The 19,440-nt window shown below is 71.0% G+C and carries 18 protein-coding genes; 4 read left to right on the top strand and 14 right to left on the bottom strand.

Features of this window, described 5'->3' with window-relative positions; all coding sequences use genetic code 11:
- Positions 1-48: 48 nt before the first annotated feature.
- From AC1Q7O_RS15180 to gspG, 14 genes are all read right to left on the bottom strand, one after another.
- Positions 49-1,143 carry a PEP-CTERM sorting domain-containing protein gene (locus AC1Q7O_RS15180; RefSeq protein ID WP_492657934.1) on the bottom strand — a complete coding sequence of 365 codons (1,095 nt, stop codon included), beginning with the start codon at positions 1,141-1,143 and terminating at the stop codon, positions 49-51.
- Between the two features lie 156 nt (positions 1,144-1,299).
- Positions 1,300-2,754: a hypothetical protein gene (locus AC1Q7O_RS15175; RefSeq protein WP_492657933.1), complete on the bottom strand. Its 1,455-nt coding sequence runs from the start codon at positions 2,752-2,754 to the stop codon at positions 1,300-1,302.
- 117 nt (positions 2,755-2,871) lie between these two features.
- Positions 2,872-3,606, bottom strand: coding sequence for a PEP-CTERM sorting domain-containing protein (locus tag AC1Q7O_RS15170; protein ID WP_492657932.1), 735 nt, complete (start codon positions 3,604-3,606; stop codon positions 2,872-2,874).
- A gap of 294 nt (positions 3,607-3,900) precedes the next feature.
- Positions 3,901-4,755, bottom strand: a complete 855-nt coding sequence (locus AC1Q7O_RS15165) for a response regulator transcription factor (RefSeq protein WP_492657931.1) — start codon at positions 4,753-4,755, stop codon at positions 3,901-3,903.
- Between the two features lie 132 nt (positions 4,756-4,887).
- Positions 4,888-5,406: a type II secretion system protein gene (locus tag AC1Q7O_RS15160; RefSeq protein ID WP_492657930.1), complete on the bottom strand. Its 519-nt coding sequence runs from the start codon at positions 5,404-5,406 to the stop codon at positions 4,888-4,890.
- The gene (locus AC1Q7O_RS15155) at positions 5,393-5,770 is read right to left on the bottom strand and encodes a type II secretion system protein (protein WP_492657929.1); all 378 of its coding nucleotides are present in this window, start codon (positions 5,768-5,770) and stop codon (positions 5,393-5,395) included. Before AC1Q7O_RS15155 ends, AC1Q7O_RS15160 begins: the two co-directional genes overlap by 14 nt.
- On the bottom strand, positions 5,770-6,249 hold the full coding sequence (locus AC1Q7O_RS15150; protein WP_492657928.1) for a type II secretion system protein: 480 nt from the start codon (positions 6,247-6,249) through the stop codon (positions 5,770-5,772). Before AC1Q7O_RS15150 ends, AC1Q7O_RS15155 begins: the two co-directional genes overlap by 1 nt.
- Positions 6,233-8,380: a secretin GspD/PilQ domain-containing protein gene (locus tag AC1Q7O_RS15145; RefSeq protein ID WP_492657927.1), complete on the bottom strand. Its 2,148-nt coding sequence runs from the start codon at positions 8,378-8,380 to the stop codon at positions 6,233-6,235. The genes AC1Q7O_RS15150 and AC1Q7O_RS15145 overlap by 17 nt, the downstream gene beginning before the upstream one ends.
- Entirely contained in the window at positions 8,377-8,898 is a 522-nt protein-coding gene (locus AC1Q7O_RS15140; RefSeq protein ID WP_492657926.1) for a hypothetical protein, read from the bottom strand. Before AC1Q7O_RS15140 ends, AC1Q7O_RS15145 begins: the two co-directional genes overlap by 4 nt.
- Positions 8,895-9,410, bottom strand: a complete 516-nt coding sequence (locus AC1Q7O_RS15135) for a hypothetical protein (RefSeq protein ID WP_492657925.1) — start codon at positions 9,408-9,410, stop codon at positions 8,895-8,897. The genes AC1Q7O_RS15140 and AC1Q7O_RS15135 overlap by 4 nt, the downstream gene beginning before the upstream one ends.
- On the bottom strand, positions 9,407-10,471 hold the full coding sequence (locus AC1Q7O_RS15130; protein WP_492657924.1) for a PilN domain-containing protein: 1,065 nt from the start codon (positions 10,469-10,471) through the stop codon (positions 9,407-9,409). Before AC1Q7O_RS15130 ends, AC1Q7O_RS15135 begins: the two co-directional genes overlap by 4 nt.
- A complete protein-coding gene (locus AC1Q7O_RS15125; RefSeq protein ID WP_492657923.1) occupies positions 10,452-11,990 on the bottom strand; it encodes a GspE/PulE family protein in 1,539 nt (512 codons plus the stop codon). The genes AC1Q7O_RS15130 and AC1Q7O_RS15125 overlap by 20 nt, the downstream gene beginning before the upstream one ends.
- A gap of 634 nt (positions 11,991-12,624) precedes the next feature.
- Positions 12,625-13,812: a type II secretion system F family protein gene (locus AC1Q7O_RS15120; protein WP_492662716.1), complete on the bottom strand. Its 1,188-nt coding sequence runs from the start codon at positions 13,810-13,812 to the stop codon at positions 12,625-12,627.
- Positions 13,813-13,817: 5 nt separating this feature from the next.
- Positions 13,818-14,243, bottom strand: coding sequence for a type II secretion system major pseudopilin GspG (gene gspG / locus AC1Q7O_RS15115; RefSeq protein ID WP_492657921.1), 426 nt, complete (start codon positions 14,241-14,243; stop codon positions 13,818-13,820).
- A 170-nt stretch (positions 14,244-14,413) separates the two neighbouring features.
- On the opposite strand from gspG, the gene AC1Q7O_RS15110 reads away from it, so the two are divergent.
- From AC1Q7O_RS15110 to AC1Q7O_RS15095, 4 genes are all read left to right on the top strand, one after another.
- On the top strand, positions 14,414-16,258 hold the full coding sequence (locus AC1Q7O_RS15110; RefSeq protein WP_492657920.1) for a S8 family serine peptidase: 1,845 nt from the start codon (positions 14,414-14,416) through the stop codon (positions 16,256-16,258).
- A gap of 499 nt (positions 16,259-16,757) precedes the next feature.
- Positions 16,758-17,906 carry a galactonate dehydratase gene (gene dgoD / locus AC1Q7O_RS15105; RefSeq protein ID WP_492657919.1) on the top strand — a complete coding sequence of 383 codons (1,149 nt, stop codon included), beginning with the start codon at positions 16,758-16,760 and terminating at the stop codon, positions 17,904-17,906.
- A complete protein-coding gene (locus tag AC1Q7O_RS15100; protein WP_492657918.1) occupies positions 17,906-18,808 on the top strand; it encodes a 2-dehydro-3-deoxygalactonokinase in 903 nt (300 codons plus the stop codon). Before dgoD ends, AC1Q7O_RS15100 begins: the two co-directional genes overlap by 1 nt.
- A 6-nt stretch (positions 18,809-18,814) precedes the next feature.
- Positions 18,815-19,432, top strand: coding sequence for a 2-dehydro-3-deoxy-6-phosphogalactonate aldolase (locus AC1Q7O_RS15095; protein WP_492657917.1), 618 nt, complete (start codon positions 18,815-18,817; stop codon positions 19,430-19,432).
- Positions 19,433-19,440: the final 8 nt, after the last annotated feature.

Genomic DNA, 19,440 nt, shown 5'->3' with positions numbered 1-19,440 from the left:
CGAGGGCGGGTGAAACGGTCGTGAAAAGCGGCCGCGGCCGCGCGGCCCTCAGGCGTTCTTCTGGCGTCGTGCGCGGCCGGCGAGCAGCGCCAGGCCCAGGCCCATCAGGCCCCAGGTGGACGGCTCGGGCACGGGCGTGATGGCCGCGCCACCGCCCAGGTTCAGCGTGTCGCCCACCGGCGCGCCGATGAAGCGGGTGCTGCCGTAGTTCGCGGCGAAGTCGGTGCGCAGGCGCAGCATCTGGCCTTGCATGGTCTGCGCCTGGGTCTGCGAGGCTTCGAGCGTGTAGCTGAGGATGTATTCGCCTTGCGCGTTCACGCCGAGGCCCCAGTAGGCGTCGTGACTGAGGTTGTCGAACTCGTCGACGACGACGGGCGGGTCCGACTGGTCATCGGCAAGGCCCAGTTGGTAGAACCAGGAGGAACTGTTGACCTTGTTGAAGACGTTGGCGGCGTACGTGGTCGAAGCGCCGGCCAGGGCGCCCGTGCTGCTGAAGGCGCTGCCGGCGTAGGACAGTTGGCCCTTGACGTTGTACGAGGACAGGTTGGCGCCGAAATCCGTCTGGCAGCTGCCAGCGCCGCACTGGGTGCTGACGTCGGCGTAGAACGACTCCAGTGAGCCTTCGGCATCACCGAAATTCCCCTGAGCCCAGGTCGTCAGCCGCGTGTACTCGGGGTTGGTGGTGCCGGTCGGCGTCGCGGCATTCAGCGTCGTGTAGAGCGCACGGCTGCCTTGGCCGACGCCGTTGGGGTCGGACGACACCGCAAGAATGGCCCAGATCTGATCGGAGACGTTGCTCGACTTGGTGAGGAAGCTCTGGAAATTGGCGTCCGTGTTCAGCGGTGCAAACAGCTGCTGGTAGCCCGCATCCTGTTGCCCGTAGACGAACAGGTTGGTGGCCGCGTTGCCCGAGGCGTAGTTTTCGGCGTAGACGGTGATGCCCAAGTCCTTCGTGTACGAGACCTCCTTGACCGGATCCCAGATGACCAGCATCAGCTCAGGCGTCTTGCCCTCGGCCACACCGGTGGCGCTGGAGTCACCTACCCGCACGGCCGCCTGACTGGCGCCGCCGACGGCCGCCATGAGTGCAACGATCCATGTCTTCAGCCCCGTGCTGGGGATCTTCTTGCTCACCGTGTTCATGCTGATTCCTCCACCGCTGCCGGCGCGTGATGCACCAGTCTCCTGACTGGCCTTTGCCATGCAGACGCTGTGACTGCATGGCAAAGGCACCCCGGCGTGCCGGGGCGGTCACGGTAGAAGGGCAGGCCTTCCGCCGCGACCGAGAAGGACCGGGGATTACTTCGTCATGCGAACGCCGGAGCAGCTGTTGGCGCTGGTGCGGTTGGTGTGCGACGTGTAGCTCTTGGTCACAGCGTCGAGGTCAGACCAGGCGCCCGAGGCGGTGGACGGCAGCGCGGCCAGGCCGTTCTGCAGGTCCGGGTCCAGGCCTTGCAGGATGGCAGCCTTGCCCATTTCGCCGCGCAGCTTGGTCAGCACGGCCAGCACATCGGCGGTCGGTGCGTTGGCGGCACCGGGCTTGGCCCATTGCATCGAGGCTTCGACGGCGAAGTCGTATTCGCCAGCGATCAGCGAGGCGCGGCTGGGAGTGGCGCCGCTCAGCTTGACGTAGCGGTAGCCCTTCTCCGAAGGCGCACCGTTGACGACGGCTTGCGGGTTGTTTTCGCGACCCAGCACGCCGAAGGCATAGCCACCGCCGGTGCTGTCAGCCAGACCTTCGGTCGTGCCCAGGCAGTTCTCGACGACACCGGTGCTGCTGCCTTGCTGAACCGTCAGCGAGCCCAGCACGGACGGCGTGACCGTGGTGCTGCCTGCCGTCGGCGTGTACTGGTTGGCCGAACCACCGCAGGGGTTGTTGGCGAAGTACATGTTGGACGCGGCTTGCGTGCCCGAACCCGGCGTGCGGCGGCAGACGTTGATGCGCTTGTTGTTGATGTTGCTGTCGACCGAGGCGGGGATCAGCAGGTTCCAGCCCTTCTTGGAGGATGAGCTGCCGTTGAGCTGGCCGGTCAGAGCGCCGGCGATGAAGCTCTTCGGGATGCTTGGCTGGGCCGCGGCGGACTCATCGATGTCGGTGGCGCTGGGGGCGACCAGGCCCTGGGCCTTCTGCAGGGCCAGGTACAGCTTCTTGTTGACGGCGATGGCGAAGATGTTCTGCACGAAACCGGCAGCGTCCAGGCCCGAGGTGTCGAGGTTGCCGCCGCCGTTGATGGTGGCTTGCAGCAGCGGGGGTTCGACGTCCGAGAAGCCAGCGTGGGCCAGGCCCGTGGTGGTGGTGCCGCAGATGAAGCCGGCCTTCTGGATGTCGGTCGCGGGCGACACGCCGCCGGAGGCAGTCGTGCAGCTGGCGTCCACCAGCATGTGGGCTTGTGTCGCGTCGCCGCCGTTCAGCAGCGGCGTCACGCCCTGCGCTGAGCCGCCGGCGTCACGCTTGGTGATCAGCACGGGCGTGCCGACGGGCCAGGTGCCGATGGCGACCTTGGTCCTGAACGAGTAGCCGCGGTGGTTTGCGCCGGTGGTCGAGTCGAAGAAGACATCGAACGTGGCGGGCTGTGCCAGATCAGCCTGGATGTAGGAGCCCACCAGCAGGCGCAGCGCGGAGGCGCCAGCCAGGCGGATTTCCTTCAGCGAGCCGTCAGCGCGGGCGGCGGAGACTTCGGATGGGGTCAGCGCATGTGCAGCGCCGAAGGAGGCCAGGCAGGCGAGGGCGATCAGGGAGGAACGGAGCTTCATGGTGAAGGTGCTTTCTCGGGAGGGCTGTCAGGCAGTGCTCCGCCAGGCCACCTGGGCTCAGGCGGTCTGGCGAAGCAGAAGGGGAGAAAGCCGGGGCAGGAAGCCCCGGCGGGCCGATCAGGCCTTGCGGCGGCGGGCGACGAAGCCGACGGCGGCCAGGCCGGCAACCAGCATCGCGTACGTGCTGGGTTCGGGGACGGCGGCCGTCAGGGTCACGGTCGAGCCATCGAACTCGGCGGTGGTCCTCAGCACGGTGAACTGGGCGAGATGGTCGCCAGCATCGTCCGACGGGGTCAGGTAGACCATGTCGGCCTTCGTGCCGACGGCGTTGCGGGCGTTGAAGAAGCCGTTGAACGAGGTGATGCCGTTGTCCGAATAGGTCAGCGTGCCGAAGGCCGACGCCTTGCGGTTGTTGTCGACCTTGGGCGTGGACAGGCTGTCGATGTCGATGAAGTGAACGGCGAGGTTGTTCGTGCCGTCGTTGGACTGGACGTTCTGGATCGTGCCCAGGGCCTGGTTGACGTTGACGGTCGTCCAGGCGTTGACTTCACCGGGGTTGAAGCCGACATCCAGCGGCTGCACGGCAATGATGGCCCATTGCGTGTTCGTGCCACCGAAGGCCAGGAACTTGTTCCATTCCACGCCAGCGACTGCCTGGGTGAAGGACGTGCCGCCGGCCAGGGCCTTGATGGCGTCAGCGGAAACGCCCAGGTCCTGAGCGTAGGAGCCGGCGCTGTTGGTGGCGATGAAGACGTATTCGGCTTCGCCGAGGTTGCCGGCGGTTTGGACGGTCGCGAACGACGGAGCAGCAACGGCGGCCAGGGCAGCCAGGGCGATGGTCTTGAACTTCATGGAATATTTCTCCGTAGACAGTGGTGTTAGGACGCCCGACCCGAATGGCCGGGGTCCGTCACGCCTGGCTGCCTCCCCTGGATCGCGTCGTGCAATCGGCGGTGGCCTTGGGCGCCTGGGTCGGTAGACCCGCGTTCAAAGAGCAGTGATCCGACTAGATCGTTTCAGGCGGCATTCTTTCGGCCGCCGGTGACACGCGCACCAAGGCCGTGATTTCGTTCGCAGTCCGTATGGACTACGTGCAAACCCCCTGAGCCGTTCGGATGTGTTCCGTTCGGCGCATGGCGCATGCGTTCAGGGCATGAGGCGTGCCCGCGGCAGCGGCGTGGCGGGCGCCCGGTCCAGCAGTTGCAGCGTCATGGCCTGCGCCACGGCTTGGGCGCGGTTGGCGGCGCCCAGCTTGCGCAGGATCTTCTGCACGTGGTTCTTCACGGTCAGCGCGCTGATGCCCAGCTCATCGGCGATCTGCTGGTTGCTCTTGCCCTCGCGCAGCCAGCCCAGGATCTCGCGCTCGCGCTGCGTGACGCCGCCGACGCGGATGGGCGTGGGCTGCGGTGCGCTGATGCCGACGACGTCGCGCTCCACGGCCTGCACGCGCTGCCAGGCGCCGTGGATGTGCGGCAGCAGCAGTTCCAGCCGGCCGGCTAGCGCGGCCAGCGCTGCGCCGTCCTGCGCGGCGAAGACGAAGAAGCTCTCGATCTCCTGCGGCCGCTGCGGGCGGGACACGCCGTGCACCAACACGGTCCGGAACTGCGCGGCGAGCAGCGCGTCGCGCACGGCGCCCAGCGATGCGAAGGCCAGGTCGGCCGTCTGCAGCACGGCGGGCTTGCCGCGCGCGTCCAGCCAGCAGGCCTGCCAGTGCTGCATCAGCAGGCTGCGCGCGTCGCCCAGCGCGTCCATCAGCACGGGCTCCAGGCTGACGCTGTTGAAGACGTCGAACATCAGCTCGCGCGACGCGCGGTCGTAGGCGCCGCAGACGGCCAGCTGGTGCGGGATGAGGCGGCTCAGGTAGCTCTGCGTCCAGACGAAGAACTGGTAGCGGCGGCGCACCGTCAGCGCGGACTCGGCCGCGCGCACGATGGCCTCGGCGGGGTCGTGGGTGTCGCTGGCGGGGGGAGTCGTGGCGGCCGGGTTGTCGTTGGTATGCATGGGCAGCGGTTCAGCGTCGCGGAAGGCGGGAGGGCGCGTCACAAAACTTCGCAACGAACTCACAAGGCAGAAACTCTAGGAAGCGTGCATGACCGGCCGTTGAAGGCTTGGTCGGGTCATGGGCCGAACGGCTCATTCAGGGGGTGTCGAAGGGGCTGTGGCCGGGGCGGTGAACACCCAGTCGCGGGCCGTGGTGCGCCCGCCAGCCGTGGCGAACAGCCGGCGCGACGAGCGGCTGCGCACGCCAACGATGCCGCTGCCCGCCGGCGCGCTGGCGGCGCCTTCGCCGCTGGCTACCACGCCGGCCTGGCCCAGCACCGGCTCCCAGTCGGGCCGGCCGGTGAACGGGTCGTCGTAGAGCTGGCGCAGGTGGCGCTGCGGCCTGGGGAAGCGGCGGTCGGCCAGCAATTCGTCCAGCCGCTGCGGCAGCGGCAGGTGGCCCAGCGGCGTCGTCTGCGCGTAGCGGCCCAGCGCAGCGGCGATGGCCTCGCCGCGAAAGCGCAGCTCGGCCTCGCGCTCGCGCTGCTGGCGCGTCGTCTCCTGCTCGCCCAGCGCGGCCAGCGCCACGCCGCCCAGTGCCAGCGCGAACAGCAGCCAGAGGTAGGTGAAGCCGCGCTGGCGTTGGCCGGGCGCCGCGTCACCAGTCGGCATACAGGCTCCCGTCCGGCGCGCGGCCGGCGGCGCCGCTGCGCACGTCGGCCACCTGGCCGGCCAGGTCGGTGCCGGCGGGCGGCGGCAGCGTCACCCAGCTCTGCGCGCTGCCGGTCAGCGGGTCTTCGGGCAGCTGGCGCAGGTAGCGGTCCTGCACCAGTTGGGCCAGCGTGTCGGGGTAGCGGCCCTTGTCGGCGGCGTACTTGTCGAGCGCGTCGCGCATGACGGCCAGCGACGAGCGCAGCGTGTTCGCCTTGGCGCGGTCCACCGACGCGAAGTAGCGCGGCGCGGTGATGCCGGCCAGCAGGGCCACGATGGCCATGACGACGATCAGTTCGATGAGCGTGAAGCCGCGCGACTTCATCACCAGTCCTTGTACCGGCTGCCGTCGATCGCAACGCCCTCGGCACGTGAATGCACGTCGAACACATCGCGGCCCGGCGCGGGGGATTCGGGCGGGCTGTCGTAGCTGCGCGGCACCCAGGTCTGCGCCGCGGGCAGGCTGGCGTCGGCCAGCGGGTCGCGCGGCAAGCTGCGCAGGAAGTAGATGCGCCGGCGGCCCTGCGGGTCTTTGGCGTCGGGCACGCCGCGCACTAGGCTGTCCAGGTCGGGCGGGTAACCGCTGTCGTCGGCCTTCAGCGTGATGCGGCCGTCGCGCGCGGCCTGGAAGTAGGCGTCCAGCCCGCCGCGCAGCGTGCGCAGCGCGTGGCGCAGCTCGGCCTCGCGCTGGCGCTTGTGCACCCACACGGCCAGCGGCTGCGCGGCCGCGGCCAGGATGCCGACGATGGTGACCACCGCCAGCATCTCGATCAGCGTGAAGCCGCGGTCAGCGGACTTCGACACCGGCTTCACCTTCAACGCGCACGGTCAACGGCTCGCCCTTGGGCCCGGTGGCACGCGTGTTCACGAACTCGATGACGCCCGACTGCCCCGAAGCGCCCGGCCGCGCGCGCAGCACGATGACCTTCTGCGCCTGCGGCCCCAGCTGCACGTCCACGCTGCCGCTGCTGGCCTCGGCGCCGCCGGCGTCGGCGCGCGTGAACAGCGAGACGTCGTAGGTCAGCGTGCCCGACACCGGCACCGCGGCCGTGTTCGTCAGCCCCACGGACAGCGTCTCGCCGACGGCCGCGTTGCCGCTGGTCTGCAGCTCCACGACGGCCTCACCCGTGCGGGCTGCCGGCGTGGGCGCGGCAGCGTTCAGGGACTCGCCGGCCAGCGGCGCCGCCACGCTGCCGCGCGAGCGCAGCCGCACGCCCTCGGCGCCGGGGCTGGCGTCGACGCCGGAGTGGAACAGCGTCTGGCTCGCATCCGGCAGGCTGACGTTGCGCAGCACGTGCGGCGTGATCAGCAGCACCACCTCGGTCTTCTTGCGGCTGTCGGTGTGCACGCCGAACAGGCGGCCCAGCAGCGGCGTCTCCGACACGTAGGGGATGCCGCTGATGCCCTTGCGGTCTTCGTCGTTGATGAGGCCGCCGAGCACCTGCGTCTCGCCGTCGCGCAGCCGCAGCGACGTGGACGCGTTGCGCGTGCCGATGCGGTAGGCGCTGGTGGGCTGCGTGCCGCCGGAGCTTTCCTTCGGCCCCAGGCTGCTGACCTCCAGGTTCACCTTCATGATGACCTCGTTGTCCAGCTGCACGGTGGGCTCCACCTCCAGCTTGATGCCGACGTCGAGATACGTCACCGCGGTGGACACGCCGACGTTGGCGGTGGACGTGGTGGTGAACACCGGCACCTTGTCGCCGATCTGGATCTTGGCCTTCTCCTTGTTGCGTGCGCGCAGCTTGGGGTTGGCCAGCAGGTTGCTGGCGCCCGAGCCGCCCTTCAGCCGCGCCGCGACGACCGGGTTGGCCACCAGCGTGCGGAAGCTGCCGCGCGACGCCCAGGGCACCATCGTCGACGCGGTGTCGATGGCGCCGTAGGTCGCGTCGGTGGCCCAGTTCAGGCCCGCCTCGGCGCTGCGGTCGCTGGCCAGCTCCAGCACCTCCACGTCCAGCATCACTTCCGGCTCGGGCAGGTCCAGGCTGGCCACGAGCTGCTCCACCATCGCAATGACCTCGGGCGTGTCGCGTGCCACCAGCAGGTTCAGCCGCTCGTCCACGAACAGGTCGCGCGTCTTGGCCATCATGCGCACCAGCGCCTGCGCCTGCTTCACATCGGCGTTGTTCAGGTAGAAGCTGCGCGTCACCAGCTCCTGGTGCTCGCGCTGCTTCTGCGGCGTGTTGGGGTAGATCAGCACCGAGTTGTCGTTCAGCAGCTTGCGCTCCAGCTGCTGCGTGCTGAGCACCACGCGCATCGCCTCGTCGACGCTGACGTCCTTCAGGTAGATGCTGACGCGCGCGTCGCCCTTCACGTCCTTGTCGAACACGAAGTTCACGCCCGCGCCGCGGCCCAGCGCCTCGAACACGGTGCGCAGCGGCGCGTCGCGGAACTCCAGGCTCACCGGCTTCTGGTAGGCCGCCGCGAGCGCGGACGGCACCGGCGGCGGTGCGTAGCGCTGGCGCAGCTTCTGCTGCAGGGCCAGCGCCTGCGGCTGGCCGGCGTCCTCGGCCAGCACGCGCGTGACGGCGTCGCGTGCGGCGTCCAGCTGGCCGGCCTGCAGCTGGCGCGCGGCCTGGGCCAGGCGCGCCTGGTGGTCGCGCGCGCGGCGCAGCGCGGCGGCCAGCGCGCGGGTGCGCGGCGCCTGCGCGTCGACGGCCTCCATGCGTTGCAGCAACTCGGCCGCGGCGTCCACCTGGCCGCTGCCGCGGGCGATCTCGGCCTGCGTGGCCAGCGCCAGCAGGCTCAGCTCGCGCTGGCGCTGCAGCGCAGCGCGCAGCTCGTGGTCCTGCGGCGCTGCGGCGGTGGCGTCGCGCAGCAGCCGCCACGCGCCCTCGTGCTCGCCGCGGCGGGCCAGCGTGTCGGCCTCGCGCAGCGCGGGGTGGGTGGCGCAGGCGCTCAGCAGCAGGGCGAGGGTGACGATGAGAAGGCGACTCATGCGGAAGGCGAGCTGGCAAAGGGAACGAACTGGGGCAAGCCCAGCGGCAGGTATGTCAGGCGCAGGCCCGCGGGCTCGACGGCCTCGATGCGCCACTGGCCGTCCACCACCTCGCCCGCGCCGACGACGGCGCTGCGCTGCGCGTTGTTCAGCACGGCGCGGGATGCGCCATCGGTCAGGCGGCCGACGAGCTGGTACGGGAACGGTGGCGCGCTGGGCGGTGGGGGCGGTTCGTCCGGGGCCTGTGCCACGGGAGGCGGTGCGGCTGCGGCAGCCGCGACGGGAGCGGCTTCGCCCCAGGCGGCGCGGGCCTGTGCGTCGAGCGCGGGCCATTCGGCGCGTGAGCTGGCGGGGCCGGGCCAGTCGGCCGGTTGGGTGGCGGTGGCCGCCATCGTGCGGCGCGGCACGGCGGCGGTGGGTTCGGCTGCGCCGTCATTGTTCGACACCCAGGCCGTGGCCGCGAGGCTCAGGCCCAGGGCGCCGAACAGTGCGAGTTGGCGGGGCGCGGGCTTCTTCATTTCGCGGCCTGCATATGAAGCACCCATGCCAGCTCGGCCTTCAGCGTGCCGTTTGCCTCGCGGCGCAGCCGCACGCCCTCCAGCGCCAGTGCCGGGTCGCGCCGCAGCGCCTCGGCGACGAAGTCGCGCAGCGCGCCGTAGCGGCCGCTGAGCTGCATCGCCACGCGGTACTGCGCCAGGCCCAGCTCGCGGTCGGCCTGGTAGCGGAACTCGCTGCGCGGCCACGGCAGGCCCAGCTCGCCGGTCAGCGCCAGCAGCGCGGCGGTGCGGGCCTGGCGGGCGCTGTCGGGCGGCAGGTTGGCGGCCAGCGCGCTGCCGTCGTCCCTCGCCGCTGGGGCCGTGGGCGTCTTGGCCAGCGCGGCACGGCGGGCGGTGAGGGCCTGGCGCTGCGCATCCAGCGCGGCCTGCTCGCGCGCCAGCCACGCGGCGCCGATGACGGCGGCCAGCGTCAGCAGCGCGGCCAGCGCGGTGGGCCAGCCGAGGCGGCGGGCTTGAGTGATCCAGCGCTTCATCGCACGGCCCCGTTGCGGCGCTGCACCTCGAAGCGCAGCCCGCCCGCGTCGGCGGCCGCCTCGGGCCGTTGCAGGCGCGTCAGCACCACGTCCTCGCCCGGCGCGGCCGTCATGGCCAGGCGGTCGACGAGGCGGGTCACCGCGTCGGGCTCGGCGGCCTGGCCCTCCAGGCGCAGTGCGCTGCGGTCCAGGTCCAGCGCGGCGAGCTGCAGGCCCGGTGGTAGCGCGCGTTCCACATCGCTCCACAGCGCGGCCCAGTCGGTGCCGAGCTGCTGCGCCGTGGCCCACGCGCGGCTGCGCGCGGCCGGGTTGGGCGGCCTGGCCTTGGTCGCCACGGCCGGGCGCGCGAGGCGGTCCAGCACGGCGGCCTGTTCCTGCAGGCGCAGTGCTTCATCGTGCTGGCTCTGCGCTTGCAGCGCCACCAGCACGCAGGCTGCCGCCGCCGTCGCCGCCCAGGCCCAAATCAGCGGCCGGGCGCGCGACGGTTGCGCGATGAAATCGGGCGCCTCGTCGTTGCCGGCGTCGGCCAGCAGCGCGTCGGCTCGCAAGACGCGCGTGCCCTGCAGCTCCTGCAGCAGCTCGTCGTCGGCGTGGCGCTGCTGCAGTTCCACGAGCCGGCCGTCGCGGCGGCGCAGCCAGGTCAGCAGGCTGCCTTCGAGCAGCGCGGTGTCGCCGTCGTCGGCCGGCACCAGCGCCCAGCTGGGCTGCAGCGACGTGAGGCGCACGCGGTGGGCCGCCGCCGTGGCTTGCAGCGCGGCAAGGTCGCCGTCGGCCAGCGCGCACGCACCTTGCGGCCACGCGGCCAGCGGCCACTGCTGCGCCGCGGCGCCGAAGTAGTGCGTGAACTGCAGCCGCGCATAGCCCAGCCGCGCGGCGTCGTCGGCCAGCGGCAGGTCGTCGGGCACCCGCAGGCTGTGCATGCGATCCGGCCCGGCCAGCAGCGCCACGCGGGCGCCGGCATGGGCCGCGCACCAGGCGGCGAAGTCGGGCCAGGTCTTGCCCTGTGCGTCGACCGCGCCATCGGTCGTCAGCAGCAGCCGTTCAGTCGGCGAGCGTGACACGGTCCAGCTCCTCCAGCGTCGAGTCGCCCCGCAGCACCAGCGCCACGGCCGCGTCGCGCAGCGAGCGCATGCCGCGGCCGCGTGCCGCCTCCTTGATGCGCGACAGCGGCGCGCGGCTGGCGATGAGGTCGCGCAGCTCGTCGTCCAGCCACAGCAGCTCGCTGACCGCGCGCCGGCCGCGGTAGCCCGTGCCGCGGCAGTGGCTGCAGCCGGTGCCGTGCAGCAGCCGCGCGTCCTCCGGCAGGCCCAGCTCGCGCAACTGCTCGGCCCTGGCGGGCAGCGGCGCGCGGCAGTGCGTGCAGTTGATGCGCATCAGCCGCTGCGCCAGCACGCCGTTCAGCGCGGAGACGACGTTGTAGAGGTCCAGCCCCATGTGCATGAAGCGGCCCACCACGTCGAACGCGTTGTTCGCATGCACGGTGCTGAACACGAGGTGGCCCGTCAGCGCGGCCTGTACGGCGATCTGCGCGGTCTCGGCATCGCGGATCTCGCCCACCATCACGCGGTCGGGGTCGTGCCGCAGCACCGAGCGCAGACCGCGAGCGAACGTCAGCCCCTTCTTCTCGTTGACGGGAATCTGCACGACGCCGGGCAGTTGGTACTCCACCGGGTCTTCGATCGTGATGATCTTGTCGCGGCCGGTGTTGACCTCGCTGATCGCGGCGTACAGCGTCGTCGTTTTTCCCGAGCCGGTGGGGCCGGTGACGAGCAGCAGGCCGTGCGGCTGCTTCGCCAGCGCACGGATCTGCGCACGCGCTTCGGGCTCGAAGCCCAGCGCGTCCAGCGTCAGCGCGCCCTGCGCCTCCACCTGCGCGCGGTCCAGCACGCGGATGACGGCGTCCTCGCCGAACACGCTGGGCATGATGGACAGGCGGAAGTCCACCTCGCGCCCCTGCACCCGCAGCTTGAAGCGGCCGTCCTGCGGCAGCCGGCGCTCGCCAATGTCCAGTTCCGCCATGACCTTCAGGCGCGACACCAGCTGCTCGGCGGCCTGCACGCCGTCGATGCTTTTGACGTCCAGCATGACGCCGTCGACGCGGCTGCGGATCTTCATGCCGCGCAGCTGGCACTCGAAGTGGATGTCGCTGGCGCCGTCCTGCAGCGCGTCGTAGAGCGTCGCGTCCAGCAGGCGCACGACGGGGCTGGCCTGTTCGGCGAGATGGAGTGCGGAGAGTTCCTGCGCGGTGTCTGTTTCGGCGCCGTGGGCGAAGTGCTCGGTGAGTTCACCGAGGGCGCGGTAGTCGGCTTCGCCGGTGGCCAGCAGCGTGTCGATGTCGGTGGGGGCGCAGGGCCACCAGAGCACGGGCTTCTTCAGGCGCTGCTCGATGCGCAGGCGTAGCAGCGGCTCCAGCGGCCGGTCGGCCAGCAGCGCGAAGCGGCCGCTTGCCGAGGTGGCCATCACCGCGCGCCAGCGCTGGGCGTCGGCGTGGGGCCAGGGGACGAACGTGAGCGTCCAGGGGGCGTCGGACGCGGGGAGGACAGCCAGCGGGTCTTGCGGCGGTTGCAGGATGGCGTTCATGTCTGCGCGCTTTTGGTTGAGCGCCACGAGTCGTGCCGGGATTTCGCCCCGGCGGGCGACCTACTTTTTGGGCCGCCAAAAAGTAGGCAAAAAGCTCGCCCCGACCGCACCGCCCTCGCTGCGCTCGGGTGCCCGAGGACCGCAAGCCCCGAAGCCCCACGCCGAACTCGCGCCGCTACGCTCTGCTCAAACAATCGTCGTGAGTCAGTGCTTGAGGCGAGCTGCGCTCGCGGGCTTCGGGGCTTGCGTTCCTCGGCGGTGCTCAAGGGGCCATACCGAAAAGCCGGCGGCAGCCGGCTTGCGGGCTTGGCTGTTGGCTGTTTGGGTGTTGGGGTTCGGCTGTTCATTCACCCCCCTTTTAGCGACGCCGAGGAGCGCAGCGGCTTGCAACCGCGCGCGCAGCGCGCTTCGTGCTCTGACTCCGCGCAGCTGTCTGACCGGAGCGTAGCGAAGGGAGTTCTGCGCGGGGTTGCAAGCCGCGAGCACCGCAGGGAACCCGCAGCGCAGCGGAGGGCGTCGCGGTCAGGGGCGACTCTTTGCCTACTTTCTGGTCGCCCAGAAAGTAGGTCGCCCGCCGGGGCGAATTCCCGGCTGGGCCTGGCCGCCAGGCCAAAGCGACGACGAAGCAACCCGCTCACTGCACCTGCTCCACCAACTGAAAGATCGGCAGGTACATCAGCACCACCACCGTGCCGATCACCAGCCCCATCAACAGCATCAACACCGGATTGACCAGCCGCGTCACCAGCTCCGACAGCCGCGACAGCTCCTCGTCGTAGAACCCCGCCGCCTGCGCCAGCATCGCGCCCAGCTCGCCGCTGTGCTCGCCCACCTTCAGCATGCGCAGCGATACCGGCGTCGCCAGCCCTTCGCGTTGCAGGCAGGCCGACAGCCGCTCGCCCAGCCGCACGGCCTCGGTCGCGCGGTCCAGTGCCGCGCGCAGGTGCGACGCCGCCACGCCACGCGCGTTCACCAGCGCCGGCACGATGGGCACGCCCGCCAGCAGCAGCATCGCCAGGCACCGGTACAACTGCGCCAGCGCCAGCAGATGCAGCTTCGGGCCGATCAAGGGCAGCCGCCACAGCCGCGCCTGCAGCGCCTCCTTCAACCCGCGTTGCCAGGCCAGCACCGGCAGCGCCACCAGCCCCGCTGCCATCAGCAGCAGCGCCACCGGATGCGCGCCGCTGAACGCGCCGACGGCGATCAGCAGGCGCGATGCGAACGGCAGCTCGCCGCCCACGCCGTCCAGCAGGCCCGCGAAGCGCGGCACGACGAACACGAGCAGGAACAGCACCACCACCGTGCCCGCCGTGATCAGCATCGCCGGGTAGATGGCCGCGGCGACGAGCTTGCTGCGCAGCTGCTCCACCCAGGCCAGGTAGCTCGCCTGCTCGGCCAGCGCCTGCTCCACCTGGCCGCTGCGCTCGCTGGCCTCCACGATGGCGACGAACAGCGCGTCGAAGGCCTGCGGCTGCGACGCCAGCGCGGTGGAGAACGACTCGCCCAGCTGCACACGCTCGACGACGCCGGCCAGCGCGGTCGTGACGGCGGGCGGGTTGTCCTGCGACTGCAGCGTCTGCAGCGCCTCCAGCAGCGGGATGCCGGCGCGCAGCAGCACGGCCAGCTGCTGCGCGAACTGCCGGCGCGGGAAGCGGCCACCGCGCGCGGCCTTCAGCGCGGTGGCCTTTACCGGTTCCACAGCCAGCAGCGCCGCGGGCGACAGGCCCAGCGCCGCCGCCACGCCGCCCGCGTCTGCCGCCCGCACGCGCGCCTGCGCCGGCTGGCGCTGCGCGTCGAGGTAGCGGACGTCGAACTCGTTCACGGTGTTCACCAGGACGTGAGATCCGCGTCTTCGCCCTCGCCGCCGGCGCGACCGTCCTTGCCGAACGACAGCAGGTCGTACTCGCCATGCTCGCCCGGCGCGCGGTACTGGTAGTCGTGGCCCCAGGGGTCCTTGGGCAGCGCCTTGGCGAGGTAGGGCCCGGCCCACTTGGGCTCATCGGCCGGCTTGCTGACCAGCACCGCCAGGCCCTGCTCGGTGCTCGGGTAGCGGCCCACATCGAGCCGGTACTGGTCCAGCGACTTCTGCAGCGCATCGATCTGCGCGCGCGCCGCCTTGACCTCGCTCTTGCCGATCTGGCCGAAGAACTTCGGGCCGACGTAGCCCGCCAGCAGGCCGATGATGACCATGACGACGAGCAGTTCCAGCAGCGTGAAGCCGCGGCGGCGAAGGGGGAGGGCGGGTGAGGTCATGGGCCGCGCAGCTTAGGAAGCTGCAATGACCGCGACATGAATGACGACGGCGTGACGGTCGCCGTGGTCCGTTGGGTTCATGTCATGGCCCCTTCACCGCGGCTCACTACCGTCTCGCCTCGATGAAGACCCTGCCTGCCCTGACCCCGCCGCCCCGCCCGTCGCATCCGATGACGCGGGCGTTTCGTCTCAACCAGTTGGTCGCCGCCGCCACGGTGGCCGGCGTCGCCGTGTCGGCCATCGGCCTCGCGGCGCGCGTGCAGCCGGTGATGGCCTCCGCCCCGGCGGCCTCGGCGACGACGACGCTGATCGTCAAGCTGGCCGATGCCGGCCGCGGCGAGGCGCAGCAGCAGGCCGAGCTGGCCCGCGTGCTGGCCGACACCGGCCTGCCGCTGACGGCCGACCGCCCGTTGGGCTCCGGCTGGTGGCGCGTGCAGGCGCCGGCCGGCGGCCCGCAGGCCACGACCTGGCTGGCCCGCCTGCGCACCGACAAGCGCCTGGCCCACGCCATGCCCGACCTGCACGAGCAGCGCGCAGCCGTGCCCAGCGACTCGCTGTTCCGCGCCACCGACCCGGCCAACGCGCAGTGGTGGCTGGACGACCAGAGTGACACCGGCAACGCCGCCGCCGCCAACTTCACGAAGGCCTGGGACACGACCAAGGGCTCGGCCGCGCCCGTCATCGCCGTGCTGGACACTGGCGTCACGTCGCACGCCGACCTCAACACCAACCTGCTGCCGGGCTACAACTTCGTCAGCAAGCCCGAGTACGCCAACAACGGCGGCACCGGCCGCAGCGCTGGCGCCAACGACCCCGGCGACGCGCTGACGCAGACCGAGTTCAACGCCAACACGGCGTTGTGGGACGGCTGTGTCGTGCGCCCCAAGAGCAGCTGGCACGGCACGCTGGTGGCCGGGCAGCTGGGCGCGGTGACCAACAACGCCAACGGCGTGGCGGGCATCAACTGGAACGCACGCATCCTGCCGGTGCGCGTGTCGGGCAAGTGCGGCGCGTCGGTGGCCGACATGGTGGACGGCATGCGCTGGGCCGCGGGCCTGGCGGTGTCCGGCGTGCCGGCCAACCCCAATCCGGCCAAGGTGCTGGTCATCGGCTTCGCCAGCGTGCAGGGCACGTCGTGCAGCCTGACCGACGCCAAGCCCGAGGTGGCCGCGGCCGCGCGGCTGTATGCCGACGCGATCACCGAGCTGCGCAACCTGGGCGTGTTCATCGTTGCGGCGGCGGGCAACGAGGGCAAGGGCGTTGCGCGGCCGGCCAACTGCGCCGGCGTGTTCGCCGTGGCCGCCACCAACCGCCAGGGCTTCAAGGCCATCTACTCCAACCACGGCACGCAGGTGCAGCTGTCCGCGCCCGGTGGCGACGCCAACAACGGCGCCAGTTGCGACGCCGATCTGGCGGACACCGGCATCGTGTCGACGACCAACGGCGGCACCACCGGTCCGTCCACGGCGGGCTATGGCGCCGTCAGCGGCACCAGCTTCGCCGCGCCGCAGGTGGCCGGCGCGGCCGCGCTGATGTGGTCGGCCAACCCGGCGCTGACGCTGGCGCAGGTCGAGACCGGCCTGAAGGCCAGCGCCCGCCCGCATGTGACGGCCTATGCGCTGGGCTACTGCCCGGCCACGCCCGTGCTGGCGCAGCGCTGCACGCTGAACGCGACGACCGGCGGCGCCGGCCTGCTGGACGCGGCCGAGGCCGTCAAGTACGCGCTGACGCCGACGACCTACACGGCGCCCACGCGCAGCACGCAGGGCCTGCAGAGCGCGGCGCTGAGCCGCTGCGGCACGCTGCAGGGCAACACGGCCATCCCGGTGCCGACGCCGCCGGCTCCCGCACCGGCCCCGACGCCGGCCCCGACGCCGGCCCCCACGCCCGCTCCGACACCCGCTCCCACACCGTCGCCGTCCCCGGCGCCTTCTGGTGGTGGTGCAGCCTCCGCCGTGTGGCTGGCCGGGCTGGCCGCGGGGGCGCTGGCACTGCGGCGCCGCCGGCCGGATTGAGCCCGGCCCGGGCCGCCGCGCGGCCCATGCAAAACGGCCTCGGCACGAAGCGCGCGATGTGCGCACTCCGTGCCCAGGCCGTTCAATTCTTCAGGGGGCCGTGGTCGCTGGATTGGCGGGACCGGTCCCAGGCCCGTTCACGGGCCGATGGGCGCCTGCAGGGCGCCCGCCTGTCTTCAGGCGCCGATGGCGTTGGCGGCGGCGCGGCGGCTCATGAAGTCGCCGAACTGGGCGATGAGAGCAACCACCGAGAAGGCCAGGCTGATGACGAGGAGTTCCATTTCTTTCCCTTTGTGCTTTGTTGATGCATCGCCAGTTTAAGGGTTTGCACTAGTGCGTCAAGGGTTAACCCTAGAAATTTGAGGTTGCAATGCGGGTGTCATGAAGTGCTTTTTGGGTCAGCTATATCAACTGCACATAGTTGAAGCGAAAGAAACAATATTTCAGAACTAGCTGCCCCTCCTAAGCTCCGGTCGTTAATGAAACGACTGCTGAGCCCATGCGAATCACGAAGCTGACGACCTACCGCGTTCCGCCGCGGTGGATGTTCCTGAAGATCGAGACCGACGAAGGCGTCGTCGGCTGGGGGGAGCCGGTTATCGAGGGCCGTGCGCGCACCGTCGAGGCGGCCGTGCACGAGCTGTCGGAGTACCTGGTGGGCCAGGACCCGTCCCGCATCAACGACCTGTGGCAGGTCATGTACCGCGCGGGCTTCTACCGCGGCGGCCCCATCCTGATGAGCGCCATCGCCGGCATCGACCAGGCGCTGTGGGACATCAAGGGCAAGGTCATGAACCAGCCCGTCTACGAGCTGCTGGGCGGCCTGGTGCGCGACAAGATGAAGGTGTACTCCTGGGTCGGCGGTGACCGCCCGGCGGACATCATCCGCGACATCAAGCGTCTGCGCGAAGGCGGCTTCGACACCTTCAAGATGAACGGCACCGAGGAGCTGGGCATCGTCGACAGCGCGCGCAAGATCGACGAGGCGGTGGCCCGCATCGCCGAGATCCGCGCGGCCTTCGGCCATGACATCGAGTTCGGCATCGACTTCCACGGCCGCGTGGCCGCGCCGATGGCCAAGCCGCTGCTGAAGGCGCTGGAGCCCTACCGCCCGCTGTTCGTCGAGGAGCCGGTGCTGGCCGAGCAGGCCGAGTACTACCCCAAGCTCGCCGAGCAGACCGCCATCCCGCTGGCGGCCGGCGAGCGCATGTTCTCGCGCTTCGACTTCAAGCGCGTGTTCCAGGCCGGCGGCATCTCCATCGTGCAGCCCGACCTGTCACACGCCGGCGGCATCACCGAGTGCTTCAAGATCGCGGCGATGGCCGAGGCGCACGACGTGGCCTTCGCGCCGCACTGCCCGCTGGGCCCGGTGGCGCTGGCGTCCTGCCTGGCGGTGGACTTCGTGTCCCACAACGCCGTGCTGCAGGAGCAGAGCATGGGCATCCACTACAACAAGGGCGCCGAGCTGCTGGACTTCGTCAAGAACAAGGACGACTTCCGCATCGAGGACGGCTTCATCAACCCGCTGCGCAAGCCGGGCCTGGGCGTCGAGATCGACGAGGAGCGCGTCATCGAGGCCAGCAAGAACCCGCCCGACTGGCGCAACCCCGTGTGGCGCCACGCCGACGGCTCGGTCGCCGAATGGTGATGGCTGCCGCCCGGCTCATCGCGCTCGACTGGGGCAGCACGCGGCTGCGTGCCTTCCTGCTGGGCGACGGCGGCGAGGTGTTGGCGACGCGCCAGTCCAACGACGGTGCGGCCACGCTGAAAGGGGCCGATGCCTACGCCGCGGCGCTGGCCGCGCTGGTGGGCGACTGGCGCGCCGAGCACCCGGCGCTGAAGCTGCTGGCCTGCGGCATGGTGGGCAGCCAGTACGGCTGGCGCGAGGCGCCCTATGTGCGCTGCCCGGCCGACGCGGCGGCGCTGGCGGCGCAACTGCTGACGCTGGATGACCAGCTCGGCATCGTGCCCGGCCTCGTCGACGACGCGGCGCAGCCCGACGTGATGCGCGGCGAGGAGACGCAGATCGTCGGCGCGCTGGCGCAGCATCCCGAGCTGGCTGAAGAGGCCTGCCTGGTGCTGCCGGGCACACATTCCAAGTGGGCGCGCGTGAAGGCCGGCCGCGTGACGGGCTTTGCCACGCACATGACCGGCGAGCTGTTCGCGCTGCTGCGCCAGCATTCGGTGCTGAACCGCCTGATGCCGGCCGACGGCAGCTCGCCGGCATCGCCCGAGGCCTTCCTGAAGGGCGTGGACGCCGCGAAGCAAGAGGGCGGTCTCGGCCACCAGCTGTTCGCCGTGCGCACGCTGGGCCTGTTCAAGCAGCTGTCTGCCGAGCAGCTGCCCGACTACCTGTCCGGCCTGCTGATCGGCCATGAACTGGCGAGCGAGCTGAAGGGCGATGTGCCCCGCGTGGCGCTCATCGGCGACCCCGCGCTGTGCGCCCGCTACGCGCAGGCGCTGACGCACTTGGGCCAGCCCGCGCCGCTGCTGCTGGACAACACCGCGCCGGCCGGCCTGTGGGCGCTGGCGCAAACGATGAATTTCTGAACCGACATGCTCGAACAAGCCCTGCAACACCTGCCCCTCGTCGCCATCCTGCGCGGCGTCAAGCCCGATGAGGTGGAGGCGATTGCCGACGCCGTCTACGCCGAGGGCTTTCGCGTCATCGAGGTGCCGCTGAACTCGCCCGACGCGCTGGACTCCATCGCCCGCCTGGCGCGCCGCATGCCGGCGGACGCCGTCGTCGGCGCCGGCACCGTGCTGAGCGTGCAGGCCGTGGCCGACGTGCAGGCCGCGGGCGGCCGCGTCATCGTCATGCCGCATGCCGACGTGGAGGTCATCCGCGCTGCCAAGGCGCGTGGCCTGTTCTGCGTGCCCGGCGCGGCGACGCCGACGGAGGCCTTCGCCGCCGTCAACGCCGGCGCCGATGCGGTCAAGCTGTTCCCGGCCGAGCTCATCACGCCCGCCATCGTGAAGGCGATGCGCGCGGTGCTGCCCAAGGCCTTGAAGCTGCTGCCCGTGGGCGGCATCACGCCGGACAACATGGGCCCGTACGTCAAGGCCGGCGCGGCCGGCTTCGGGCTGGGTTCGGCGCTGTATGCCCCGGGCCTGACGGCGGCCGAAGTCGCCCAGCGCGCCAAAGCCTTTGCCCAAGGCTGGCGCTCGCTCTAAGAAAAAAG

Source organism: Roseateles sp. GW823-FHT07B05 (genome assembly GCF_058794515.1).
The sequence above is the reverse complement of the archived record's forward strand: the minus strand, read 5'-3'. Positions and strand labels throughout refer to the sequence as shown.